The sequence below is a fragment of the Bacteroides sp. OM05-10AA genome (genome assembly GCF_003439055.1).
Lineage (GTDB): Bacteria > Bacteroidota > Bacteroidia > Bacteroidales > Bacteroidaceae > Bacteroides > Bacteroides intestinigallinarum.
In genome coordinates this window covers 122388-149062 of the sequence record NZ_QSUR01000010.1, presented here as the reverse complement: position 1 = coordinate 149062, position 26675 = coordinate 122388, and the positions used below count along the sequence as shown (strand labels likewise).

Here is a 26675-nt window from a genome sequence, read left to right as displayed (position 1 = left end):
CAATTCAAGGACAACGCAATTGCTTACCGTTTTTACTATAAATATAGTGACGCTATCCGGTGAAGATAGCGACGGTATATGCCAACGATACCGTCACTATCCTGAACACATACCGTCACTATTGCGAGTCGTTTATAATCTGCTGTTTATAGTTTGTCGTTTGCAATTCGACGTCATTTTCTCTCCTTTTGTCGATGTTTAACGCCTTTTATGTATTAAAAAACACAGATTAATTGCTAAATTCCCAGCGAATAAGTAACTTTGCGCATTATTTTTAAATAGGATGAAGAAAAATATCATTATAACTTTGCTTGCAGCGGCTACTCTTACCTCATGTGGAGAGTATAATAAATTGCTGAAAAGCACCGATTACGAATACAAGTACGAAGCCGCCAAAAACTATTTTGCGAAGGGACAGTATAATCGTTCAGCTACGTTGCTGAATGAGTTGATAACCATTCTGAAAGGAACCGATAAGGCGGAAGAATCTTTGTATATGTTGGGAATGAGCTACTATAATCAGAAAGATTATCAGACAGCTGCCCAGACATTTATCACCTATTTCAATACATATCCTCGTGGTACTTTTACTGAACTGGCACGTTTCCATGCAGGTAAGGCTTTATTCCTGGATACTCCGGAACCACGTTTGGATCAGTCAAGCACTTATCAGGCTATCCAGCAATTGCAGATGTTCATGGAATACTTCCCGAACAGCACAAAGAAACAGGAAGCACAGGATATGATTTTTGCTTTACAGGATAAACTGGTTTTGAAAGAGCTTTATTCAGCAAAGCTATATTATAATCTGGGTAATTATTTGGGCAATAACTATGAGTCTTGTGTAATTACAGCTCAAAATGCATTGAAGGATTATCCTTATACTGATTATCGTGAGGAACTTTCCATTTTGGTTCTGCGTGCAAGACACGAAATGGCTATCTATAGCGTTGAAGACAAAAAGATGGATCGTTACCGCGAAACGATTGATGAATATTACGCTTTTAAGAATGAATTTCCTGAAAGTAAATATTTGAAAGAAGCCGAGAAAATATTCAATGAATCACAAAAAGTAATTAAAGACTAAATTTAAATAGATTTATGGACTACAAAAAAACGAATGCTCCTGTTACAACAGTAACCCGTGACATGATGGAACTCTGTGCTGATACAGGTAATGTTTATGAAACTGTTGCCATTATTGGTAAGCGTGCTAATCAGATCAGTGTAGAGATTAAAAACGATCTTTCCAAGAAGTTGGCAGAGTTTGCTTCATATACTGACAACATGGAAGAAGTGTTTGAAAATAGAGAGCAAATCGAAATTTCTCGTTATTATGAGAAATTGCCGAAACCGGACTTGATTGCTACGCAAGAATACATCGAAGGGAAAATATATTATAGAAATCCGGCTAAGGAGAAAGAAAAACTTCAGTAATTTATTTTCTGACGAAGAATTTGATAGTCAAGTAGTAAGTGGGATGATGATCCCTGCTCCTTATTGCTTGGCTATTATTGTTTAACTCAACTACTATTTAGAATACTTATGATTCAACGAATTCAAACTGTTTATTTATTGATTGTTGCAGGATTGCTGATTGCAGCCATGTGTTTGCCGATGGGCTACTTCATTGATACAATGGGGGAACATTCTTTTAAGGCGTTAGGATTGGAAGTAAACGATGCTGTTCAGTCTACATGGGGCTTATTCGGGATTCTGATGGTTAGCACCATCGTGGCTGTGGCTACTATCTTTTTGTATAAGAACCGTATGTTGCAAATTCGCATGACAATTTTCAATAGCTTATTATTGGTAGGTTATTACATTGCTGCCCTTGCGTTTTATTTTGCATTGAAGAATGATGAAAATATGTTCCGTATAGGTTGGGCATTGTGTTTGCCGCTTGTTTCTATCATCCTGAATATACTGGCTATCCGTGCTATCGGACGGGATGAGGTGATGGTGAAGGCTGCGGATAGATTACGATAAAAAAAGGACACTAAAGTCCCCGGAAATAGAAAGAATGTGTGTCAAAACGCAGATTAACGCAAATTATCGCAGAAATAATTTTATAAGTCGTTGATTGATATTTCAATATAATTGAAATAATCTGCGATAATTTGCGTTAATCTGCGTTTTGACACACATTCTTTTTTAGTTCATTATGAATGGGATTCTGTTTATAAATTAAGAGGTTTTAATCTCTTCCTCCTTGAAAAAGGGTTTATTTCTTCAAATCAAATAAATATGTGAGCTTTATGGTAATGGTTCCATGCGCTGCACGGGCGAAATAATCTTTCTTTGTAGTACTGTAAAAATCAGATAAGGCAAAGTAATAACGGCCTTCAACGATGAAGCTACCGGCTTTCTTTGTTCTAAGTTCTACACCACCGCCACCGGCAATACCATAGTCAAATTTATTTTGAATCTTAACTCCGTACAGGGCTTTCTGTGTATTAGATAAGCTATTCATATCAATGCCTTTTATTGTTTCCGATTCACTGATTAGAAAGCTGATTTGAGGACCTGCATGAACAAAGAATTGCAATCCTCTGTCTCGTCCGAAAGCGAGGTGAGCGAGGAAAGGAATATCTATATAGGTCATTTTGCGGGTGTACGTTTTAGTAGGGTCCTTCGAAGTGACTTCATATCCGTTAGCGTCCAGTGATACCGTTTCAAATAATTGATCCCAGCCTCGTTGCGAGACATTCAACTCGACCTGTGCGCCACAAATCATGGCAAAATACTTCTCGGATATATAACGTGCTGTCAAACCTCCGGTGATTCCCATCAGGCTATTTTGCTTGATGGTGGGAGTAAAAGAAGCACTGTTTAAATTGACACCTCCATTGATACCTACCGATAAATTGCTTCGTGCTTCTCCGATTTGAGCGACAGCAGGAAGGGTAAATCCTGTAAGTAGGAGTGTTGCGATCAAAAATGGTTTTATCTTTATCATTTTCGTATTATTCGAAGTCAAGTTTTACTAATTCAAAATTCTTAGTGAAACGTATGAAGAACACCTTTTTATTAATAAATCCTCCCCAGTTGTTTACGCGCTCGAATTTGAATCCCGTCTGGATAGGAGTCAGGTTCATTTTAGGCAGATTGTTTTCCAGTTCCGAGCCATAAAGCGATAATCCTTTCAGGAAGAAGAAACCGGTGTCAAAACCCAGCATTGCATAATTAGGATATTTGCTTGCCAAGTCTTTACTATACCATTTATGGTAAGCATTGGTAAACTGTACAGCTGCCGGGAACAACGTATTCGTATAGAATGAAGAATAGAAATATACATCCAACTCAAAGAAGTTTTCCAGATGATCTCTGGTATAGGTCTGCCATTCCGGATAGCCGAACAGATGGATATTCTCTGCAGGGTTCTCTCTGACTAACAGCGTCAGTTGAGGAAGTATTTTAATCAGTAAGATGTTGTTGCCTGATGTCGGAATAAAGATGTTTTCTTTATCACTGCGGAGTGCTGCTTTCAACGTTTCTTTCGTTGCGCTTTCGCCAACAGTTTTCATAGAGATGCCTTTGCTTTTCAACTCTTGTTTTAAGCCACTGATAAATTCCGCTTTCTCCTTATCAACGCTCGCCGGTTCTATGAAGATAACGTTTGCATTGGGAAATTGACGGGTGAAGTGTTCGTAAACTTCTGAATATAAGTAAGATTGAGGTGTGTTGATCTGATAGACGGAAGGATTATTGAATACCTCTTCTCCCTTTTGAGAGAAAGGAATCACCAGGCGTATGTCGTTCTTCTCTGCGAAGTCGGACAATGGTTTTATTTGATTCTGATGCATCGGACCGAAGATGATATTCATACTTTTCATCTCGTTCTTGGTAAGAATTGTATTTAATGTAGAAACGTCTTTTCCGCAATCATATACATATAGATCAAGAGAAATACCTGTACGTTTCAGACTGTCTACTGCCATCAGGAAACCTTCGTAGTATTCCACCATGCGTTTGTCTTCCTGGAAAGGCAACAATAAAGCAGCTTTAATGGTAGACAGCTTTTGGGGAGTCTCTTTACTTTTACGGAAAAGCTCGCTATTGCTGGGAAGAATAGCATAAGGATCTTCTTTCTGCGTAGGTTGCACGGTTGTTGCTGCCGGGTAAGGGATGCAAAGGAATTGTCCCTTTTTCATGCCTTTTTTCAGTTCCGGGTTAGCTGCAATTAACTCCTGCTCGCTGATTCCATATTCACGGCTCACGCTAAAAATAGTCTCTTTGCGTTTTACCTTATGCATATCCTTGCATTTCGGAACAACAGGACCTTGAATGGTGGTCTGTTCGGTAGGCGTTTGAGTTGCAGTAGCAGTTTGCTCTTCTTTTTTCTGCGGAATCAGGATAACCTGTCCGATACGGAAATTCTCGGCACTCAAACCGGGGTTTGCTTCACAAATATCTTTGGCGGATACATTATACATGGTTGTCAGTTTGTATAGTGTTTCTCCGGCTTGAATCGTATGGAATGTTTCTCCCTTCTGGCTCTCTTTTCCCGTAGGAATTTTGATTGTCTGTCCGGCATAGATCTTTTCGTCACAGCCCGGATTCAGACGTATGATGTCTGATGTAGTGACATTATACATCTTGGAGATGGAGTATAAACTTTGTCCTTTTTCGATGGTATGCAAGAAATATGATTGGTTTTCTTGTGCATAACTGATAGCATATGAAACGCTTATAAAAAGCAAAAATAAGAATATACGGTTTATCGGTTTCATCAAATTATAACTATTGGTTCTTGAAATCAAGGAACAAAGGTACAAATAATGCCCTATATCTTCATAAGATTTGAGTTAAGAAAATAATATTGTGCTTTTTTAGGAGCATATTTCGGGCGGAAACATTAATTTTGCAACATTTATGGAAGGATATGAATATGCAGGAAACAGAATATATTAATGTGTACGGTGCGCGCGTGCACAATTTAAAGGATATTGATGCCGAAATTCCCCGTAACAGTTTGACTGTTATCACCGGATTGAGCGGTAGTGGAAAATCTTCTTTAGCCTTCGATACGATTTTTGCCGAAGGACAGCGTCGTTATATCGAAACTTTTTCAGCGTATGCCCGTAACTTCTTGGGTAATCTGGAACGTCCGGATGTCGATAAGATAACTGGTTTGAGTCCGGTTATCTCCATTGAACAGAAAACAACGAATAAAAATCCCCGTTCTACCGTAGGAACGACTACGGAGATATATGATTATCTCCGTTTGCTGTATGCCCGTGCGGGAGTGGCTTATTCGTATCTGTCGGGTGAGGAGATGGTGAAATATACCGAAGAGCAGATTCTGGACTTGATTCTGAAAGATTATAAAGGAAAGAAAATATATCTGCTGGCTCCGCTAGTTCGTTCACGTAAGGGACATTACAGGGAACTTTTCGAACAAATACGTAAAAAAGGATACCTGTATGTACGGGTGGATGGTGAAGTGCGTGAAATAACGCATGGCATGAAACTCGACCGCTATAAAAATCACGATGTAGAAGTGGTTATTGATAAATTAGTGGTAGCGGAGAAAGATGACCGGCGCTTGAAACAGAGTGTGGCAACTGCTATGCGCCAGGGAGATGGGTTGATGATGATTCTGGATGCCCAGTCTGAAAGTATCCGTCATTATAGTAAACGGCTCATGTGTCCTGTCACCGGATTGTCTTATCGTGAACCGGCTCCGCATAACTTCTCATTCAATTCACCGCAAGGGGCATGTCCGAAGTGTAAGGGATTGGGAGTAGTCAATCAGATTGATGTGGACAAAGTGATTCCCGATCGTGAACTTTCCATTTATGAAGGAGCGATAGCACCTTTGGGAAAATATAAGAATGCGATGATTTTCTGGCAAATCGGTGCTTTGCTTGAAAAGTACGACGCAACACTGAAAACTCCGATAAAGGAGTTGCCGGACGATGCGATTGATGAAGTCTTGTACGGTTCTGATGAACGGATTAAAATCAAGAGTTCGCTGATCGGTACTTCCTCCGATTACTTTGTTACTTACGAAGGAGTGGTGAAGTATATTCAGATGTTGCAGGAAAAGGATGCTTCTGCAACAGCACAGAAATGGGCGGAACAATTTGCCAAAACAACGGTTTGTCCCGAATGTAAAGGGGCTCGTTTGAATAAAGAAGCTTTGCATTTTCGTATCCATGATAAGAATATCAATGAGTTGGCGAATATGGATATCAACGAGTTGTACGACTGGTTGATGAAGGTGGATGAGTTCCTGTCCGATAAGCAGAAGAAAATATCGGTGGAGATTCTGAAAGAGATTCGCACACGTTTGAAGTTCTTGCTGGACGTGGGTCTGGATTATCTGGCATTGAATCGTAGCTCTGTTAGTCTTTCCGGTGGTGAGAGTCAGCGCATCCGCTTGGCTACACAGATTGGTTCGCAATTAGTGAATGTACTTTATATTCTCGACGAGCCGAGTATCGGTCTGCATCAGCGTGATAATCTGCGTCTTATCAACTCGTTGAAAGAACTCCGCGACATGGGGAACTCCGTGATTGTAGTGGAACATGATAAGGATATGATGCTGGCTGCCGACTATGTCATCGATATGGGTCCGAAAGCCGGACGTCTCGGAGGCGAAGTCGTTTTTGCCGGAACCCCGCAGGAAATGCTGAATACAGATACAATGACTTCGCAATATCTGAATGGCAAGATGAAGATAGAAATCCCTGCCAAGCGTAGAAAAGGAAATGGGAAATCTATCTGGCTGAAAGGAGCGAAGGGGAATAACCTGAAGAATGTAGATGTTGAATTTCCGTTAGGTAAACTGATTTGCGTAACTGGTGTATCAGGAAGTGGAAAATCTACCTTGATTAACGAAACTTTGCAACCGATTCTTTCACAGAAGTTCTATCGTTCTTTACAAGATCCTTTGGAATACGATTCGATTGAAGGGTTGGAAAATATAGATAAGGTAGTAGATGTGGATCAATCACCTTTGGGACGTACGCCACGCTCCAATCCTGCGACTTATACCGGTGTGTTTTCTGATATTCGTAACCTGTTTGTAGGTCTGCCGGAAGCTAAGATTCGCGGTTATAAACCGGGACGTTTCTCCTTTAATGTTGCAGGTGGGCGTTGTGAAGCATGTACGGGAAATGGTTATAAGACGATTGAAATGAATTTCCTTCCTGATGTATATGTGCCTTGTGAGGTTTGTCACGGTAAACGTTATAACCGGGAAACACTGGAAGTACGTTTCAAGGGAAAATCAATTGCCGATGTACTTGATATGACGATCAACCGTGCTGTGGAATTCTTTGAAAATGTGCCGCAAATCTTGAATAAGATTAAAGTCTTGCAGGATGTCGGACTCGGATATATAAAGCTGGGGCAATCTTCTACCACTCTTTCCGGTGGAGAAAGCCAGCGTGTGAAACTGGCAACGGAGCTATCGAAAAGAGATACGGGCAAAACTCTTTATATCCTTGACGAACCGACTACCGGACTTCATTTTGAAGATATCCGTGTATTGATGGGAGTATTGAATAAGCTGGTAGATAAAGGTAATACTGTTATCGTCATCGAGCACAATCTGGATGTGATTAAAATGGCGGATTATATTATCGATATGGGCCCTGAAGGTGGTAAGGGCGGGGGAGAACTCCTTAGTTACGGAACACCGGAAGAAGTTGCGAAGAGCCCTAAAGGATATACACCTAAGTTTCTTCGCGAAGAGCTGGGTCTCTAATTTAAATCATAGAGTGCCAACTTATCGGACAATCTTCGATGAGTTGGCACTTATCATATCATATTCTTTATTTATCAGATACAGAACTTATAAATACAACGAAAATGAAAATCAATAAAACAAATGCCGCACGGCTGTTAGATAAGGCTAAGATAGCCTATGAATTAATTCCCTACGAAGTAGATGAAAACGACTTGAGTGCTGTTCATGTGGCAGCAAGTTTAGGAGAGAACATCGAGCAGGTATTTAAAACGCTTGTTCTGCACGGCGATAAAAGCGGATATTTTGTCTGTGTCATTCCGGGAGAACATGAAGTTGATTTGAAACTGGCAGCTAAAGCCTCGGGTAACAAGAAGTGTGAGTTGATTCCCGTAAAAGAACTTCTGCCACTTACCGGATATATCCGGGGAGGTTGTTCGCCGATCGGTATGAAAAAGCATTTTCCTACTTATATTCATGAAACCAGCCAACAATTTCCGTATATTTATGTAAGTGCCGGTGTACGGGGACTTCAGATAAAAATAGCTCCGGAAGATTTGATTCGTGAATCCAGGGCGGAAATTTGTCGTTTATTTGAGGAGTAGTTTAACAAATCATTGTGCAAAAACTCGAGAAAAAGTATATATTTGCAAAATATATGTGGTATCGACCATTAAATCATTAATTTAATAATTTATATTCTATGTTTAACAAACACCCTAAAGGACTGATAGCAGCCGCTTTAGCCAATCTAGGTGAGCGTTTTGGCTTTTATACTATGATGGCTATCCTTGTGCTTTTCTTGCAAGCCAAGTTTGGAATGAATGGAAAAGAAGCAGGATTTATTTACTCAACTTTTTATTTTTCTATTTACATTTTGGCGTTGGTCGGAGGTATTATTGCCGATAAGACGAGGAACTACAAAGGAACTATTTTCACAGGAATTGTGTTAATGGCAGTTGGTTATTTATTATTGGCTATTCCATCTAAGACTCCGGTAGATAACAAGATGCTCTATCTGGTTATTACTTGTGCTAGTTTGTTTGTTATTGCATTTGGAAACGGATTATTTAAAGGAAATTTGCAGGCATTGGTAGGACAGATGTATGACAATCCTCAATATGCCAACATGCGTGACTCCGGTTTCTCTTTATTTTATATGTTTATTAATATCGGTGCTATTTTTGCTCCGTTTGCAGCTGTAGGCGTGCGTAACTGGTGGTTATCTACTTTCGGTTATAATTATGATGCTGATCTTCCTGCTTTGTGTCATGGTCAATTGGCAGGTACTTTGTCGCCTGAAGCTACTGAAACTTATCATACCTTAGTTACCAAAGCTTCTACTGCTCCTGTACAAGACTATACGGCTTTCGCTTCAGATTATTTGAATGTCTTTACTACTGGATTCCATTATGCATTCGGGGTAGCTATTATTGCTATGGCTATTTCTTTAACCATTTATTGGCTGAATAAGAAAAACTTCCCGGATCCCAGCAAAAAGACCGTTGCTTCTTCAGCATCTTCTACAGTTGTAGAAATGAGCGCACAGGAAGTAAAACAACGTATGTATGCTCTGTTTGCTGTATTTGGTGTTGTTATTTTCTTTTGGTTTTCATTCCATCAAAATGGTCTGACTTTGACTTATTTTGCGAAAGAATATACTGATCTGAATCTGTTTGGTATGCCTATTTCAGCAGAGCTCTTCCAATCGTTAAATCCATTTTTTGTAGTGTTCCTGACTCCGGTGATTATGGCTATTTTTGCAAGTCAGCGTAGACGTGGTAAAGAGCCTTCTACTCCTAAAAAGATTGCCATCGGTATGGGAATTGCTGCATTGGCATTTATTGTAATGGCAGTCGGATCTTATTTTGCTAATTTGCCGTTGCATGAGGATATTGTAGCTGTTGGAACTTCACCAGTGAAAGTTACTCCATTTTTATTAATGCTGACCTATCTGATCTTGACAGTAGCTGAACTGTATATCTCTCCATTGGGAATTTCATTTGTATCTAAGGTTGCTCCTCCTAAATATCAAGGTATTATGCAAGGAGGATGGCTGGGAGCAACAGCACTGGGTAATCAGTTGCTAGTGATTGGTGCTATCCTGTACGAATCAATTCCTATTTGGATGACATGGACTGTGTTTGTTGTAGCTTGTACAATTTCAATGTTTACAATGATTTTCATGTTGAAATGGCTGGAACGTGTAGCGAAATAAAATCTTGTCATTAACTAAATAAACAAAATGCCCCGGAACAAGTATCATAAATGTTCCGGGGCATTTTTGTATATCAAATATCCAGTCCCATAATATAATCATTCATATAATACCCGTTACCAATCGGGAAATCACCTTCCCGCAACTTTCTCATTCCCATGTGCTCGTAAAACTGCAAAGCCTTATTATTACGATTTACGTTGAGCTCCATCAAGCAAGGTTCCGGGTGTATTTCTTTGATACACCTGATTGCTTCCTTGAATAAAAAACTGCCGCAATGCGTGCCCTGAAAACGGGGGAGAACATATATCTTCTGAAGATGGAATACATCCTTTTCCTGTTGTTGAATGGAAACGTATCCGCATGGTTCATTCTCCTTATAAGCAATGGAGTACACATGTCCTTCTTCCTCCATTTGTTTGCGCACATTGGAAGGAGCATACATCCAGTCCATCATATAATCCAATTGTTCGGGAGATAAAATTTCCTTGTAGGTGGCGGGGAATACCTCCTTTGCCATCTTATGAATAAGCTCGCAATCGGCTACTGTTGCTTTTCGAATTGTAAACATATCTATTATCTATTCTTGGTTTAATGGGCACAAATATAGCCATTATTTCTTTTTATAATAAGGTGGAGAGTCTCTAATGTTTTAATTATTATTAATTTATAGTACTTTGCAATGCAAGGTACTAAAGTAATGCATATATTTGTGCATCTAAAAGAAGTGAATAATGAAAGTAGACAATGTAAAATCACAGATGAGGAAAGGCATGCTTGAATATTGCATCATGCTTTTGCTACACAAGGAACCCTCTTATGCTTCTGATATCATTCAAAAATTGAAAGAAGCCCAACTGATCGTAGTGGAAGGCACCTTGTATCCATTGCTTACCCGTCTGAAAAATGACGACCTGCTAAGTTATGAATGGGTAGAATCTACCCAAGGACCTCCCCGCAAATACTATAAATTGACCGAACAGGGAGAAGTCTTTTTGGGAGAACTTGAAATTTCCTGGAAAGAACTCAATGAAACAGTGAATCATATTGCCAATAGATAATCCGAAAAAGAAGAAATAAAAATGAAAAAGACATTGACCATAAATTTAGGAGGAATTGTCTATCATATAGATGATGATGCCTACCGATTGTTAGACAATTATCTGTCTAACCTCAAACATTACTTTCGTAAACAGGAGGGTGCGGAAGAGATCGTAAACGATATTGAAATGCGTATTGCCGAACTGTTTGCCGAGAAAGTAAATGAAGGGAAACAGGTCATCACAGTTTCGGATGTAGAAGAAATCATCGCCCGCGTCGGCAAACCGGAAGACTTTGGAATTGCTGATGAGGATATGGACTCACAGAAAAGAACGGAACAAACATCATCCGCTAATCAAGGCAGTACACAAACCTCTGCTCAACGCCGCTGGTTCCGTGATCCGGATAATAAATTGTTGGGAGGTGTAGCGGCAGGATTGGCAGCTTACTTCGGTTGGGACATCACATTGGTACGTATATTGATGATTATCCTGGTATTTGTTCCTTATTGCCCGATGATTATACTTTATATTATTGGATGGCTTGTTATTCCGGAAGCCCGTACTGCCGCAGAAAAATTGAGTATGCGTGGAGAGGCAGTGACCATTGAGAATATTGGTAAAACAGTGACAGACGGTTTCGAACGCGTAGCGGACGGAGTCAATAACTATATGAATTCCGGCAAACCTCGTACCTTTCTTCAAAAGATAGGCGATGTATTTGTTTCCATTGCTGCTGTTCTCTTTAAAATATTTCTGGTAGCTCTTGTCATTCTCTGCTGCCCTGTCTTGTTCGTACTGGCCGTTGTACTGGTAGCACTGGTGTTTGCAGCAATTGCCGTGGCAGTTAGCGGAGGAGCACTGCTTTACGAGATGCTGCCTGCCATCGACTGGATGCCGGTTGCTTCCGTATCTCCAATGATGACACTGCTAGGTACGATTGCGGGAGTTGCCCTCATCGGTATTCCGTTAGGAGCTTTCTTGTATACTATCTTGCGGCAATTATTCCATTGGTCACCGATGGGAACAGGCTTGAAATGGTCGCTATTGATTCTATGGATATTGGGTGCAGTCATCATGATTATTAATCTTTCAGCTCTTGGCTGGCAACTGCCTTTGTATGGCTTGCACTGCTCTTAACGAAGTCTCATTCTATTAAAAAAGGATAATATTTATTCTTTTATAAGTAAATGTACCCCGATAGTGTGTCCGGGGTACATTTTTTGTTTACTCTAATTCATCGTAAATCGAGAAATTTTTAGTAAGTTTGTAAATACGTATTCAGGAAATAAAAATGGGTGAACATATATGTTTTAGGAGAAACGAACGTTTAGCGACAGTCAACCCTTATTGGAGAGGAAATCCGATGGTGCGCGGGCGTTTTTTTAATCGGCAGCATCGCTTCCGTCCGGGGATGGGGAGTGTACTGAAATGGCGTCTTTCGCCCAATCCCCAACGCAAGGAGAAGAAAACGGTGAAATGGGATCCGAAAGTTTGTTATCTCCGTTCATTGGATGCGGTGGTAGGAGATTCCCTGATATGGCTCGGACATAATTCTTTCTTTCTGCAATTAGCAGGTAAACGAATCATGTTCGATCCTGTGTTCGGCAGTATTCCTTTTGTGAAGAGACAGAGCGAGTTTCCCGCTAATCCTGACATATTTACAGGGATTGATTATCTACTTGTCAGCCATGACCATTTCGATCATCTGGACAAGCAGAGTATAGCACGCCTATTGAAGAATAACCCGCAAATGAAACTCTTTTGTGGATTGGGAACCGGTGAACTGATTCAGGGATGGTTTCCTGAAATGAAGGTGATTGAAGCCGGATGGTATCAACAAATGGAAGATGAGGGATTGAAGATTACTTTTCTACCGGCACAACACTGGAGCAAACGTTCCGTACGCGATGGCGGCCAGCGATTGTGGGGAGCCTTCATGCTGCAAGGAGATGGAATCTCCCTTTATTACAGTGGTGACACAGGTTATTCCAGTCACTTTCGTGAGATTCCCGATCTGTTCGGAGCACCGGATTACGCTTTGTTGGGTATCGGGGCATATAAACCTCGCTGGTTTATGCGTCCCAATCATATATCGCCTCACGAGTCTTTGACTGCTGCCGAAGAAATGCATGCAGGACTTACTATCCCCATGCATTATGGCACATTCGATTTGTCTGACGAGCCTTTGCATGATCCCCCGAAAGTCTTTGCAACAGAGGCAAAGAAACGGAAGATCTCTGTGGAAATTCCTTATTTGGGAGAGATTGTGAAATTGAGGAAACAGAAATAAGAATACTTAGATACGAATAAAGAGATGAAGAAATTAGAAGTAAAAGACCTGAAAGAAAACTTTTTCGAAGCAATCGGAAAAGAGTGGATGCTCGTAACGGCGGGAACAAAAGAGAAGTTTAACACCATGACAGCAAGTTGGGGTGGCATTGGCTGGTTGTGGAATAAACCGGTTGCTTTCGTTTTTATCCGTCCCGAACGGTATACATACGAGTTTGTGGAGGAGAACGATCACCTGACACTTTCTTTCTTAGGAGAAGAAAATAAGAAGATTCACGCTGTTTGTGGTTCCAAGTCGGGACGTAATATAGATAAAGTAAAAGAAACCGGATTGAAACCTGTATTTACAGAAAGAGGTAATGTCCTGTTCGAGCAGGCACGTTTGAGCCTGGAATGTAAGAAACTTTATGCTGACGCTATCAAACCGGAATGTTTTCTGGATAAAGAATCAATAGAAAAGTGGTATGGTGGTGCTCATGGAGGTTTCCATAAGATGTATATTGTAGAAATTGAAAATATTTATTCGAGGTAAAAATTAGCGGATTTGGTTGAATGTAATGGAGAAGGCTCTGAACTCAAGTAGATTGAGAACAGAGCCTTCTTTTTACTTTATAGGAATATGCACCGTTTTTATTTGGACGGCGCTTTCTTTACCCATTTATCCAACCATTCAAAGAATGTGCGTTGCCATAACACTCCATTCTGTGGCTTCAATACCCAGTGGTTTTCATCCGGATAAATCAGCAACTCTGCAGGAACACCACGCATCACGGCAGCATCAAAAGCAGCCATTGCCTGATTAGCCAGAATACGGTAGTCTTTTTCTCCATGAATACAGAGAATAGGAGTATCCCATTTCTCTACGAATAGGTGAGGAGAGTTGGCAAACGTACGCTGTGCCACCGGATTCTGTTTTTCCCAGTATGCGCCTCCCATATCCCAGTTGGCAAACCATTTTTCTTCAGTTTCCAGATACTGCATTTCCATGTTGAAGATACCATCATGAGCAATGAACGCTTTGAACCGTTTGTCGTGATGTCCGGCCAACCAATATACGGAGAATCCTCCGAAGCTGGCACCTACGCATCCCAGACGATCTTTGTCCACATACGGCTCTTTTGCCATTTCATCGATCGCAGTGAAGTAATCCTTCATACACTGGCCACCGTAATCACCGCTAATCTGTTCGTTCCATTCCACACCGAATCCCGGCAAACCGCGACGGTTCGGAGCAACGATGATATAATCATTAGCTGCCATAATCTGGAAGTTCCAGCGATAAGACCAGAACTGGCTTACCGGACTTTGCGGACCTCCTTCACAGAACAGCAAAGTCGGATATTTCTTGTTCGGATCAAACTGTGGAGGATAAATCACCCATGTCAACATCTGTTTACCATCTGTTGTTTTCATCCAGCGACCTTCCACTTTACCCATTTCCAACTGGTCATAGATTTGTTTGTTCTCCTGTGTCAGTTGAGTGGTAGAACCATCCAGTGCCACAGAGTAAATCTCATCACCCATACTCATTGAATGACGTTTCGCAATCAGCTTATCTCCGAAAAGAGCTACCCCTTCGTAATCATACATTCCTGAAGTAATAGCCTTTACCGAATCATTTGCCAGGTCAAGCGCATAAATTTGTGATTCTCCATGCCATACACCTGTGAAATAGATCACTTTAGCATCTGCTCCCCAGACAAAAGCATCCACATTCGATTCGAATGTCTTACTCACAAAACGCTTCTCGCCAGTTTCCAGGTTCATGATGAACAGACGGTTCAAATCCGCTTCGTATCCGTCACGTTCCATGCTCTGCCAGGCAATATACTTGCCGTCCGGTGAGTATTGCGGGTTGGTATCATATCCTTTGTTCTCTTCAGTAATATTTTCTGTTTTCTTAGTATTCAAGTCATAGATATAAATATCAGAGTTGGTAGAAATCGCATATTCCAGTCCTGTCTTTTTACGGCAAGTGTAAGCCACTTTGTCCGAAGTCATATTCCAGGCAAGTTGCTCAATGCCACCCCAAGGCTTCATCGGACTTTCATACGGTTCGTCGTTCAGAATATCCACGATATTGGAAATGCCGTTACCATCAAAGTCGGCAACAAAAGGATGCGGAGCGGTCGTCACCCATTCATCCCAATGTTTATACATCAGGTCGGTAACGATGATACCGGTAGCTTTCGGCAGGTCCGGATACTTATCAGCAGTGCTTTCTTTCGTCTTTACTTGTGAAATAAACAGCAGTTTTTTGCCATCCGGTGAGATGGAATATCCTTCAATATCTCCGTCGTAGTTGGTCAGCTGCTTGCGCCCGCTACCATCCGGATTCATTTCATAAAGCTGGCTGCTTCCGTTGTCATTACTTAAGAATGCCAGTTTGGTGCCTCCCTTAATCCAAGTCACCTCATTTTCCTGATACGGGGTATGAGTGATTTGTTGATTTTCGCTTCCATCTGCGTTCATTACGAAAACTTCGCGGTTACTTTTGTTTTCCGGTACGCTGTAATACGCTACCGTATACGCAATTTTCTTTCCGTCGGGCGATACAGCGAATCCGCCGATACGTCCCATAGCCCAAAGTGCTTCGGGAGTCATGCGCTTCCCTTCGATCTTAATATCCGATTTCTCGATAAGCACCTGATCTGTCTTGCCTGCGTCTTTGGTTCCTCCGCAGGCAGCTAACAACATTGCCGCCGACATCATAATTAAATTAGCTTGTCTCATATATTTTATAAAATGTTTATTTTCTTGCGAAGATAGTGAAAAAAGGATTTAAATCTTCTTTTTCTGCCAGTTTCCTTTCTTCATATACCAGTAGCAGAACATCAGGGTGAAAATACCATATACGCATTCCGTTGTCCAGGCAAATGCGACGTCCATCCGCAGGTACATGATGAAATATGCAGAGTATGTGACGTAGATAGCCAATACACAAAGTTCCATAGCCAGTGCAGTCCGCGTATTCCCTGTACCTGATACCGATTGGAAATAAACATTGGCAGGCACCAGTACCAGATAGGCAGAACACAATACCCACAGTGAAGGCACGGATGCTGCTCTCAAATCCGGCATATCTGTATAAATACGTAGGATCAGATCCGGAAATAGACAGAAGAATATCAGAATTGGCAATACAAATATATATCCAATGCGAATGTGCTGCCTGATAGTACCCCGTACACAATCCTGTTCACCTGCACCGATCAGATTGCTGACCAATGAACCACAGGTGGATGCAAATGCCATTGCAATCATAAACGGGATTCCCGACACGTTTCGGATAATGTTCGCGATTGCCAAAGAGCGCTCTCCCAAATGTTCCACAAATAGAAAGAACATAAACCAGGTAGACAAAGAAACGAAGTTCTGAATCATTGTCCACACAGAAACATTCAGTATTCGTTTCAGTGTTTTCCCTTGGAACTTAGGCAGTATATTCAATGCATACTTCCTGCAGTCAATCCGTTTCCAGGTATAGATGATAAAGAAAATCACCGATACCATTTCAGCCAGCGAAGAGCCGATAGCAGCACCGGCAATTCCCAATTGCGGGAGACCGAATTTACCGAAAATCAGGATATAATTGAATACCACATTCGAAAGTACCATCACAATAGAGTTCAAAGTCAGCGTCTTGGTTTGTGTCGTACCTACAAAGAAGGCGCGGAACATGACCATGATAAAAGAGAAGAAGAACCCGTACACACGCCAGTGAATATAACTCTCGGCTGCATCGTAAATGTGAGGAGACGAAATGATATTCTTGAGGATATATGGTGAGAATACGATGGAGAACGTGAATAAAATCACTGCCATGGCAAGCAGGAAATATATGCCCTGATAAAAAATGGGTCCGATTTCCTTGTAGTTTCCTTCTCCATTGCGACGCGCAATTAATATCTGGGCACCGATGCTGAAACCGAATGCCATCATGAAAATGGCAAGGTAATATACACCTGCAATGGCGGAAGCACCTAATTCGATTTCTCCGACACGTCCCAGAAAAGCAGTGTCCGTCATACCAATCATCTGTTCCATAATCAGACTGATTAGGATAGGGTAGGAGATTGTCCAGATTTGTTTATAAGAATATTTAGTTTTCATCTTATTTTATTTTTTAGAGAAAGAAAGCCGGGCAACCAAAATAGGATGTCCGGCTTTCTTAGAATATGATTCAGGAATTACTCCTTATTTTTTATTCTGTCTTTGCTGCTGCAATTGCTCTTGTTGCTTTTGCATCGCCTCCAGGCGAGCAGCAAATCCGGTCTTTTTCATTTGTTTCGGGTCTTTCTTTTTCGCTTCAAGAATAGCCAACAATTTAGTTTCGTCAGTCGTTCTACGAAGCAGAATCATAGTACCCACACTAATCAGCGTTGACACGAAGTAGTAATAGTTCAAACCTGACGGATAATCGTTCAAGACGAACAAGAACATAATCGGCATCAGATACATCATCCATTTCATAGCCGCCATTTGTGGCTGCGCTCCGGTATCCTGCATAGACATTGTGTACTTTGTGTTCAGAATATTGGTTACTGTCATCAGCAAGCAGAACAAGCTAAGATGGTTACCCAGGAACGGAATATGGAATGGGAATGTGATGAACGCATCATAAGTAGAAAGGTCGTCCGCCCACAAGAAACTCTGTTGACGCAGCTCGATAGCACTCGGCACGAACATAAACAAAGCCATCAGGATAGGAAACTGCAATAACATCGGCAGACAGCCGCCCATCGGGCTTACCCCGTACTGGCTGTAAAGGCCCATCACCTCCTGCTGTTTCTTCATTGCATCTTCCTGTTTCGGATATTTCTTGTTGATTTCGTCAATTTTCGGTTTCAATACACGCATCTTGGCAGAAGACATGTACGTTTTCCAGGTAGCCGGATAAACCAGCACTTTCACCATAATGGTCAGAATCAACAGTACGATACCCATGCTCAATCCCCAACCAGACAACCAGTCGAATACGTTGATTGTGATAAACTGGTTAATCCAGCGAATCAGCGGCCAACCCAGGTAAACCAGTCGGTGAAGCTCCCATTTCTCGTCACGTCCTTTATCCAGCGCCTTCAACGTCTTGAAGTGGTTCGGACCGAAGTAGAAGTACATCTCTGTCGGTTCCTTGCCTGACGGATCAAAGAAAGTATTCATTTCAGCAGAATAATCTTTGATATATCCGCTTCCCTGTTGTTCCATTTTTGACTTAACGGAAACCTTGTCGAAATCCTGTTCAGCGATAAATACAGACGAGAAGAACTGATTCTTGAAAGCTACCCAATCAATGCGTCCCGGCAAATCCTGACTGTCATCTTTGGCAGCAGACAAGTTGTCTACATTGTCACCTGTTACTTTATAAGTCAGTTCCGACAGACGATTCTCATAAGTGAATCCTTTTTCCAGTTGGCGGGCACGTTGTGACCAGTCGATGTCCACATACTTAGTACTAGCCAACTTGTCTTCCATGCCTGTCGCTTTGATTTCAAAGTTCATCAGGTAGCTATCCGGTTTCAGCGTATAGATGAAATCGATATAGCTTGCGCTATCCGCAGCCAGACGCATTGTAACACTACTGTCCGTCTTGTTCACAGCTTCAAAGAAATAATCTTTGGTCTGGATGGCTCCTGCCTTGTTGTAAAAGTTGAAGTTCATCGAAGCATCGTCACCGTCGAACAACATGACCGGCGTCTTTTTGTCTTGTGCCATATAATCTTTCAGCATGGCTGAATAGACACGTCCGCCTTTGGTTGTGAAAGTGATTTCCGCTACATTATTCTGGATGCTGATTTTAGAGTCGGTTCCATGCAAGGCACTGAAAAACAAAGCAGAAGAATCGGCAGCCGATGCCACCTCTTTTTGACTGTTAGCCAGTGCAGCTTCCGTTTTAGCCTTCAACGCTTCCTCCTGCTGCTGTACCACGGCAATAGAATCGTAGTATTTTTTTTGCGCAGCTATCTGTTCCTCGCTTGGACGGCTCAAAAAACTGAATCCTACCAATAATATACCTATCAGAACGAGACCTGTGATGGTGTTTTTATCCATTCTTATTTTAATTACAAATTATATAAATTACAAACTACCGGTTGTTTACCACGTATCGTTTATCGTTAGCCGTTCACCGTTGCTTTTTCGTTTTCGATGGCAGCTTTCACAAATGCAACGAACAACGGATGAGGGTTCAGTACCGTACTGCCATATTCCGGATGGAACTGTGTACCGACAAACCATTTCAAAGTCGGGATTTCAACGATTTCTACCAGATCCGATTCCGGGTTGATACCTACACATTTCATGCCGGCAGCTTCATATCGGTCTTTATAATCATTGTTGAACTCATAGCGATGGCGGTGACGTTCCTGAATATGTTCCTGTCCGTAAGCCTGATATGCTTTCGAACCTTTCTGCAATACACATTCGTAAGCGCCCAGACGCATCGTACCACCCATATTGGTGATTGCTTTCTGCTCTTCCATGATATCAATCACGTTGTGCGGAGTCTTTTCATCCATTTCACGTGAGTTGGCATCTGCGTATCCCAGTACGTTGCGTGCAAACTCAATAGCAATACATTGCATACCCAGACAAATACCGAAAGTCGGGATGTCATGTGTACGTGTATATTTGATAGCGACAAACTTGCCGTCGATACCCCGTTGACCGAATCCCGGACCAATCATTACGCCCGCCATACCTTTCAGAGCTTCACATACATTTTCGTCTGTCAGTTTCTCGCTGTTTACGAAATGAACTTCCACTTTGCGGTCATTGTAAGTACCCGCTTGCGATAAAGCTTCACGGATAGATTTGTAAGCATCCTGCAAATCGTATTTTCCAACCAGTGCAATATTGATCGGTTCTTTAGTCTCTGCAGCGTGACGACGTTCCAGGAATTTACGCCATGGACCGAGTCCTGGAGTTTCTCCTACCGGCAGTCCCATCTTTTCGAGGATAGTGCTGTCCAGCCCTTGCGCTTGCATCAGGATAGGTACTTCGTAAATTGTTTCCGCATCAATAGATTGCACAACGGCTTTATCGTCTACATTACAGAATTGTGCCACTTTCTTACGCAGTCCGTCACTTAGCGGATGCTCGGCACGCAGTACCAGTACATCCGGCTGAATACCCACACTTTGGAGTTCCTTTACAGAATGTTGCGTCGGTTTTGTTTTCAATTCTCCGGCAGCAGCAAGATAAGGCACATAGGTCAAGTGTACGCAAAGAGCGTTCTTACCGAGTTCCCATTTCAACTGACGGATACTTTCGAGGTAGGGGAGTGATTCGATGTCACCTACCGTACCACCGATTTCAGTAATCACAAAATCAAACTTGTATTTATTACCAAGCAGTTTTACATTCCGTTTGATCTCGTCTGTGATGTGAGGAATCACCTGGATCGTTTTACCCAGATAATCTCCACGACGTTCCTTGTCAATGACGCTCTTGTAGATACGTCCCGTAGTAATGTTGTTCGCCTTTGTCGTTTGTATACCCAGGAATCGCTCATAGTGTCCCAAGTCGAGGTCGGCTTCGTGTCCGTCTACGGTTACATAGCACTCTCCGTGCTCATAAGGGTTCAATGTTCCCGGGTCGATGTTGATATACGGGTCAAACTTCTGGATGGTTACATTATAACCTCTTGCTTGCAGCAACTTACCGATGGATGATGAGATGATCCCTTTTCCTAAAGAAGAGGCAACACCACCGGTGACGAAAATATACTTTGTTTCTCCCACAGCTATAACTGTTTTAATAATTGTTTACTTAGTAGTATTCTTACGAACTTAAAAACCGCAAAATTATAAAAAAAAGAGGAAGATTACAGTCTTTCGTCTCCACAATTTTATTAAAAAATGCAATTTTGAAAGAATCCTATGATTTCTGAACAAAATAATGTAGCTTTGCACCCTAAACCATAGACAAATATGATGAGAATTACTACTTTATGTTCAGCGTTTATTCTGTCAATCTTATCGTTATCGCTTTTTGCACAGGAATCTGTCGATCCCTCTCCACTTCCGACTGACTCTCTGCAGCCTGCTCCTGAAGTGATTAAACCTGCCAAAACGGTTAAATCTTCAACAGTTGTGGCAAAAGCCAGAGTTGTGAAAGCAGATACGCTTTCGGCGGAGCTTCAGAAATATTTGATGCTCAAACTGAATATGTCGGGGCCGACTCCGAAACTGGATACCGTTTCTTATTTATATAATAAGTATGTCGCGCAATTAGATTATTTGAACGACCTGTCTGTGCCGCCACGTTATATTCCGTCTGATCCCGATTATTTTCGTCTGTTCACACCATTGGCATATTATTATGCTCCGATGGCACAATATTCGAAATTGGAATGGAAGCCTATGCAATGGGACACCACTCCTCAACTGACAGCGGAACTTCTGCCTTATGATACCCTGGCATTTACCAAAACCCAGCGTGCCGAGAAAATAGTGAACAGTGCATTGATGGATCTTTATTTGGAACGTCCGAACTTGGTTGTCACTACAGAAGACCGCATCATGAGTCGTGATGTATTCCGTCACGATGTGAAGCCGAAAATATCTCCCAAAGCAAACGTTATTCATCTGTTTCAACCGGAAAATATGGATGATAATGTAGGGAAAGCCAATATGAAGATTAGTCGGCCGAACTGGTGGGTGACCGGAGGTAACGGATCGTTGCAGATTAGCCAGAACCACCTTTCGGATAACTGGTATAAGGGAGGTGAAAGTAACTTCTCCGGATTAGCCACTTTTCAGATTTTTGCCAACTATAATGACAATGAAAAGGTGCTGTTTGAGAACCAGCTGGAAGCTAAAGTAGGTATGACTTCCACTCCGTCAGATGAATACCATAAATATCTGTTCAATACAGACCAATTTCGTTTGTATAATAAATTAGGTTTGAGAGCTTTCAAGAATTGGTATTATACCATTTCGTCCGAGTTTAAGACACAGTTTTTCAACGGATATAAAGCTAACAGCGAAGAATTGGTTTCATCTTTCATGTCTCCGGCAGATTTGGCGGTCAGTGTCGGTATGGATTATAAATTGAGTAAGAAGAAATTTAATCTTTCTGTGTTTATGGCGCCGTTGACTTATAACTTGCGTTATATCGGTAATTCTGAAGTAGACGAAACAAAGTTTGGCTTAGACAAAGGAAAATGCTCTAAAAACGACTTTGGTTCCCAGTTGCAATCCACATTGAACTGGACCATCATCTCTGCAGTAACTTTAGAGTCTCGTCTCAATTATCTGACCAACTATCATTGGGCACGTGTAGAATGGGAAAATACATTCAACTTCGTTTTGAACCGTTATCTTTCTACCAAGCTCTATATACATACCCGTTTTGACGATAGCTCGAAACCGACTGAAGGAGACAGCTTCTTCCAGTTGAAAGAATTGCTTAGCTTCGGTATCAATTATAAGTGGTAAGTAAATCGAAAGAATAGAAATCAGGCGCGGAATTTCCGCGCCTGATTTGTTTAGGGATGTTGTACAAAATATGGGTGGTAAAATAGAACCAATGTGATAGCGGATTTTTCACGTCCAAGATAGTCTTAACTGTATATTTCTATTTGTATGTAAAAAAAGAAAGCGTTTTTTCTTGTTTACTATTTATAATTTTATCTATCTTTGTCACCGAATTCAATCCATTGCCTAAGGGGTATGGAAAAATGAGGGGTAAAAATACATGATCATTAAGAAAAATGACGATCGAAATCTTCTGCCAACAGATGTGATTGGCAGCAGCGTAGCGCGCTCAAAACGTTGGTTGGTGGCAATCGTACGTATTTGTCACGAGAAAAAAACGGGTGAGCGGCTTACGAAAATGGGGATCGAAAATTTCCTTCCAATTCAACAAGAAGTCCATCAATGGAGCGACCGCCGTAAAATTGTCGACCGGGTACTGCTTCCGATGATGATTTTCGTTCACGTTGATCTGCAAGAACAAAAAGAAGTCCTGACTTTATCTTCTATCAGCCGTTACATGGTATTACGTGGGGAGAGTACTCCGGCTGTTATTCCTGATCAACAAATGTTGCGATTTAAGTTTATGCTCGATTACTCGGATGAGACGATTAGCATGAGTACATCGCCATTGGCTCCGGGAGAGAAAATACGGGTAATCAAGGGACCATTGGCAGGATTGGAAGGGGAATTAGTACATGTGAATGGGAAATCGAAAGTTGCTGTTCGATTGACAATGTTAGGGTGTGCATGTGTAGATATACCGGCTGGGTGTGTAGAGCCGGTATCTGAAAATGGGGATTTACGTGATTGAGTAATCAATCTATTTTATAGGGGTATGGGGATTTTACTGCAAAAATGTAATGAAAGTCTGTAAAATAGCAGGCAGTCTATCTGACATCGGTAACCAAACAGTGGATATATTTATCGATGACCTCTCTCAAAAATAAAAATCCATAAAGTATTATGAATTATATCTTTACAAAAGATATAGTGTAGAAATGTATGTCCGTATCGAAAGATGAAGGGATTCTCTGTTGGGCTACACCAACATGGAAATCGTAGTCATAGTCCTTGTACTGATCATAATCAATCAGATAAATCAAATTTCGAAATATTATTTTATTCATTTATACTATAATGGAAAAAACATTGAAGGGCATAGTGCAATATGCCCGCAAAAATTATTTCAGTTATTGGGTTATTTTAGGTATTGACACGGCAATTTCTGTATTATGTTCGTTGGTCGCTTATGCGGTAATTCATTATATGGCGCATGTTCCAATGACCGACTGGATGCTTTGTAAATTTGCTTGCGTTTCTTTGGTGGCAAGTGTTGCGGGCTCTTTATTATTCCATACTTATCGTAATACAATTCGTTTCTCACAGGCACGTGAACTTTGGCGTATCATGTGTGCCGTTTTATTTAAAATTGCCTGTTTGGTCATTATTTCTTTTGGAGTTATATATGAGACCCAATTGCCATATAATTATAAAATATCCTATCTTCTATTTGATGGTTTATTGACTTTAGTGATCTTGACGACCTTCCGTGTATCATTGATAATCGTCTATGATTTTTTATTGGATTGGGTGAATAAAAAGAACACACGTATTCTTATTTATGGTACTAATGAAGAGAGTGTAGCCTTGAAGTTACGTCTTAGGGATAGTGCACATTATAAAGTAACCGGTTTTTATGTATATGGTAAAAATAACAGCCGACGCCGATTGGCAGATCTTCCCGTTTATTACTTTGAAAATGAATCGGATGTTGATTATATCATGCGGAAGCGCGGAATTAAGGGGATTCTGTTTGCCCGTTATGAAGATACCCGCCTGGAAGAAAAACGACTTTTGGAATATTGTAAAAACAATGAACTTAAAACATTGATAGCTCCTACTATCAGTGAAGCGGATTCTGATGGAAACTTTCATCAGTGGGTACGTCCTATTAAGATTGAGGATTTGTTGGGTCGTGCCGAAATTAATATCAACCTTCGTCAGGTTGCAGAAGAATTCAGGGGAAAAGTGGTGTTGGTGACTGGTGCGGCAGGCAGTATTGGTAGTGAACTTTGCCGTCAATTAGTGCAGATGGGAATTCAGAAACTTATCATGTTCGACTCTGCAGAAACACCTCTGCATAATGTCCGTCTTGAGTTTGAGAAAAAATATCCAAATATAGATTTTGTTCCGGTGATTGGTGATGTGCGTGTGAAGGAACGCGTTCGTATGGTATTCGAATTGTATCATCCTCAAATTGTTTTTCATGCCGCTGCTTATAAACATGTGCCTTTGATGGAAGAAAATCCTTGTGAAGCTGTACTTGTCAATGTGACCGGTTCTCGTCAGGTGGCTGATATGGCTGTGGAATATGGTGCTGAAAAGATGATTATGGTGTCTACGGATAAAGCTGTAAATCCTACTAATGTAATGGGCTGTTCCAAGCGTTTAGCTGAAATCTATGTTCAAAGTTTGGGATGTGCTATCCGTGAAGGAAAAGTGAAAGGTCATACCAAATTTATCACCACCCGCTTTGGTAATGTATTGGGTAGTAACGGTTCTGTCATTCCTCGTTTTAAAGAACAGATAGAGAATGGTGGGCCGGTGACTGTTACTCACCCCGATATTATTCGTTTCTTCATGACCATTCCCGAAGCTTGCCGTTTGGTAATGGAGGCCGCCACAATGGGTGAGGGCAATGAGATCTTTGTTTTTGAGATGGGAAAAGCAGTCAAGATCGTTGATCTGGCGACTCGTATGATCGAATTGGCTGGCTATCGTCCGGGTGAAGACATCAAAATAGAATTCACGGGATTACGTCCGGGTGAGAAGCTTTATGAAGAGGTCTTGAGCGATAAAGAAAATACGATCCCAACAGAGAATAAGAAAATCATGATCGCCAAAGTTCGTCGGTATGAATATACTGATATTCTTGATACTTATGCAGAGTTTGAAAGGTTGTCGCGTGCGGTAAAGATCATGGATACCGTGCGGTTGATGAAGAAAATAGTTCCGGAGTTCAAATCAAAAAATTCTCCGCGATTTGAAGTACTGGATAAAGAATAAATAGGAAATAATCAACAAAAGATTCTATAAATAAATTATCATTTAATATGAATAAATCATTGCGCACGCATTTGAATGTACGAAGCTTGTATGAAAGTCTGTTTTCTTGCCTGATAGCGGCATTTCTGCTTGCTTCCTGTCAGTCTTATAAGAAAGTACCTTATTTGCAGGATGCGGGAGTTGTAAAGGATATCAATCAACAGGAAAATTTATATGATGCCAAGATAATGCCTAAAGATTTACTTACTATCATAGTGTCATGTACTAGTCCGGAACTTGCAGTTCCGTTTAACTTGACGGTGGCAACTCCTGCCAATGTGGCTACTGCCAGCACCCAATTGACTACCCAGCCTGTTTTACAACCTTATCTGGTAGATAATGAAGGCAAGATCAATTTTCCTGTTCTGGGTGAATTAAAAATAGGTGGACTGACGAAAAGAGAAGCTGAACAACTGATAATAGACAAACTGAAACCTTACATAAAGGAGACTCCGATAGTTACTGTCCGTATGGTAAACTATAAAATTTCTGTATTAGGTGAGGTTGCCCGTCCAGGTACATTTACTATCAACAATGAGAAAGTCAACTTGTTGGAAGCTCTTGCCATGGCCGGTGACATGACGGTCTGGGGAGTTCGTGACAATGTAAAACTGATTCGTGAAGGTGCTGATGGCAAACAGGAAATTGTGACATTGGATTTAAACAAGGCGGAGACAATTCTTTCTCCTTATTATTGGTTACAGCAGAATGATATAGTCTATGTGACTCCTAATAAAGCAAAAGCTCGTAACTCCGATATAGGTAACAGTACCAGCTTGTGGTTCTCCGCTACTTCTATTCTGGTATCATTGGCAAGTTTATTAGTAACAATTTTCAAATAGTAA

The 26675-nt window shown here is 41.2% G+C and carries 21 protein-coding genes; 14 read left to right on the top strand and 7 right to left on the bottom strand.

Translation table 11 applies throughout. The features are described 5' to 3' along the window. Positions 1 to 283 precede the first annotated feature (283 nt). The 3 genes from DXB58_RS10110 (at position 284) to DXB58_RS10100 (ending at position 1989) form a co-directional block, all read left to right on the top strand. Positions 284 to 1087: an outer membrane protein assembly factor BamD gene (locus DXB58_RS10110; RefSeq protein ID WP_122136675.1), complete on the top strand. Its 804-nt coding sequence runs from the start codon at positions 284 to 286 to the stop codon at positions 1085 to 1087. Positions 1088 to 1101: 14 nt separating this feature from the next. Next, positions 1102 to 1437: a DNA-directed RNA polymerase subunit omega gene (locus DXB58_RS10105; protein ID WP_122136674.1), complete on the top strand. Its 336-nt coding sequence runs from the start codon at positions 1102 to 1104 to the stop codon at positions 1435 to 1437. A 108-nt stretch (positions 1438 to 1545) separates the two neighbouring features. Beyond that, positions 1546 to 1989 carry a DUF4293 domain-containing protein gene (locus DXB58_RS10100; protein ID WP_122136673.1) on the top strand — a complete coding sequence of 148 codons (444 nt, stop codon included), beginning with the start codon at positions 1546 to 1548 and terminating at the stop codon, positions 1987 to 1989. 235 nt (positions 1990 to 2224) lie between these two features. Here the strand turns inward: DXB58_RS10100 and DXB58_RS10095 are convergent, their stop codons facing one another. Together DXB58_RS10095 and DXB58_RS10090 are read right to left on the bottom strand one after the other, a co-directional pair. Continuing rightward, on the bottom strand, positions 2225 to 2959 hold the full coding sequence (locus DXB58_RS10095; RefSeq protein ID WP_122136672.1) for a porin family protein: 735 nt from the start codon (positions 2957 to 2959) through the stop codon (positions 2225 to 2227). 7 nt (positions 2960 to 2966) lie between these two features. Then, on the bottom strand, positions 2967 to 4733 hold the full coding sequence (locus DXB58_RS10090) for a LysM peptidoglycan-binding domain-containing protein (protein ID WP_122136671.1): 1767 nt from the start codon (positions 4731 to 4733) through the stop codon (positions 2967 to 2969). A 158-nt stretch (positions 4734 to 4891) separates the two neighbouring features. On the opposite strand from DXB58_RS10090, the gene uvrA reads away from it, so the two are divergent. The 3 genes from uvrA (at position 4892) to DXB58_RS10075 (ending at position 9914) form a co-directional block, all read left to right on the top strand. Next, a complete protein-coding gene (uvrA, locus tag DXB58_RS10085) occupies positions 4892 to 7717 on the top strand; it encodes an excinuclease ABC subunit UvrA (RefSeq protein ID WP_004303626.1) in 2826 nt (941 codons plus the stop codon). Between the two features lie 104 nt (positions 7718 to 7821). Then, positions 7822 to 8301 carry a Cys-tRNA(Pro) deacylase gene (gene ybaK / locus DXB58_RS10080; RefSeq protein WP_004309260.1) on the top strand — a complete coding sequence of 160 codons (480 nt, stop codon included), beginning with the start codon at positions 7822 to 7824 and terminating at the stop codon, positions 8299 to 8301. 98 nt (positions 8302 to 8399) lie between these two features. Beyond that, positions 8400 to 9914, top strand: a complete 1515-nt coding sequence (locus DXB58_RS10075) for a peptide MFS transporter (protein WP_004299982.1) — start codon at positions 8400 to 8402, stop codon at positions 9912 to 9914. Positions 9915 to 9987: 73 nt separating this feature from the next. On the opposite strand, the gene DXB58_RS10070 is transcribed toward DXB58_RS10075, so the two are convergent. Beyond that, on the bottom strand, positions 9988 to 10485 hold the full coding sequence (locus DXB58_RS10070) for a GNAT family N-acetyltransferase (RefSeq protein WP_120490037.1): 498 nt from the start codon (positions 10483 to 10485) through the stop codon (positions 9988 to 9990). A 163-nt stretch (positions 10486 to 10648) separates the two neighbouring features. Between DXB58_RS10070 and DXB58_RS10065 the strand changes: the two genes are divergently transcribed. The 4 genes from DXB58_RS10065 to DXB58_RS10050 all read left to right on the top strand — a co-directional run bounded on the left by DXB58_RS10065 (position 10649) and on the right by DXB58_RS10050 (position 13778). Beyond that, positions 10649 to 10975, top strand: a complete 327-nt coding sequence (locus tag DXB58_RS10065) for a PadR family transcriptional regulator (protein WP_007752390.1) — start codon at positions 10649 to 10651, stop codon at positions 10973 to 10975. Positions 10976 to 10996: 21 nt separating this feature from the next. Continuing rightward, positions 10997 to 12094 (top strand): PspC domain-containing protein, encoded by a 1098-nt coding sequence (locus DXB58_RS10060; protein WP_007761216.1) that lies wholly within the window; start codon positions 10997 to 10999, stop codon positions 12092 to 12094. Positions 12095 to 12248: 154 nt separating this feature from the next. Then, complete coding sequence (locus DXB58_RS10055; protein WP_117937174.1) at positions 12249 to 13247, top strand: MBL fold metallo-hydrolase; 999 nt, start codon at positions 12249 to 12251, stop codon at positions 13245 to 13247. A gap of 24 nt (positions 13248 to 13271) precedes the next feature. Next, on the top strand, positions 13272 to 13778 hold the full coding sequence (locus DXB58_RS10050) for a flavin reductase family protein (RefSeq protein WP_122136670.1): 507 nt from the start codon (positions 13272 to 13274) through the stop codon (positions 13776 to 13778). A gap of 98 nt (positions 13779 to 13876) precedes the next feature. On the opposite strand, the gene DXB58_RS10045 is transcribed toward DXB58_RS10050, so the two are convergent. The 4 genes from DXB58_RS10045 to DXB58_RS10030 all read right to left on the bottom strand — a co-directional run bounded on the left by DXB58_RS10045 (position 13877) and on the right by DXB58_RS10030 (position 20988). Next, positions 13877 to 15979, bottom strand: a complete 2103-nt coding sequence (locus DXB58_RS10045) for a S9 family peptidase (protein ID WP_117513134.1) — start codon at positions 15977 to 15979, stop codon at positions 13877 to 13879. A gap of 48 nt (positions 15980 to 16027) precedes the next feature. Then, complete coding sequence (gene bexA, locus DXB58_RS10040) at positions 16028 to 17359, bottom strand: multidrug efflux MATE transporter BexA (protein ID WP_118029784.1); 1332 nt, start codon at positions 17357 to 17359, stop codon at positions 16028 to 16030. Positions 17360 to 17443: 84 nt separating this feature from the next. Continuing rightward, positions 17444 to 19297: a membrane protein insertase YidC gene (yidC, locus tag DXB58_RS10035; RefSeq protein ID WP_118029783.1), complete on the bottom strand. Its 1854-nt coding sequence runs from the start codon at positions 19295 to 19297 to the stop codon at positions 17444 to 17446. Positions 19298 to 19362: 65 nt separating this feature from the next. Further along, positions 19363 to 20988, bottom strand: coding sequence for a CTP synthase (locus DXB58_RS10030; RefSeq protein ID WP_117610616.1), 1626 nt, complete (start codon positions 20986 to 20988; stop codon positions 19363 to 19365). 189 nt (positions 20989 to 21177) lie between these two features. On the opposite strand from DXB58_RS10030, the gene DXB58_RS10025 reads away from it, so the two are divergent. From DXB58_RS10025 to DXB58_RS10010, 4 genes are all read left to right on the top strand, one after another. Beyond that, positions 21178 to 22686, top strand: coding sequence for a DUF3078 domain-containing protein (locus DXB58_RS10025; protein WP_118029782.1), 1509 nt, complete (start codon positions 21178 to 21180; stop codon positions 22684 to 22686). 259 nt (positions 22687 to 22945) lie between these two features. After that, complete coding sequence (locus tag DXB58_RS10020) at positions 22946 to 23536, top strand: UpxY family transcription antiterminator (protein ID WP_004299971.1); 591 nt, start codon at positions 22946 to 22948, stop codon at positions 23534 to 23536. Positions 23537 to 23862: 326 nt separating this feature from the next. Further along, a complete protein-coding gene (locus DXB58_RS10015) occupies positions 23863 to 25791 on the top strand; it encodes a nucleoside-diphosphate sugar epimerase/dehydratase (protein ID WP_118029781.1) in 1929 nt (642 codons plus the stop codon). A 47-nt stretch (positions 25792 to 25838) separates the two neighbouring features. Further along, positions 25839 to 26672, top strand: a complete 834-nt coding sequence (locus DXB58_RS10010; RefSeq protein ID WP_118023975.1) for a polysaccharide biosynthesis/export family protein — start codon at positions 25839 to 25841, stop codon at positions 26670 to 26672. Positions 26673 to 26675: the final 3 nt, after the last annotated feature.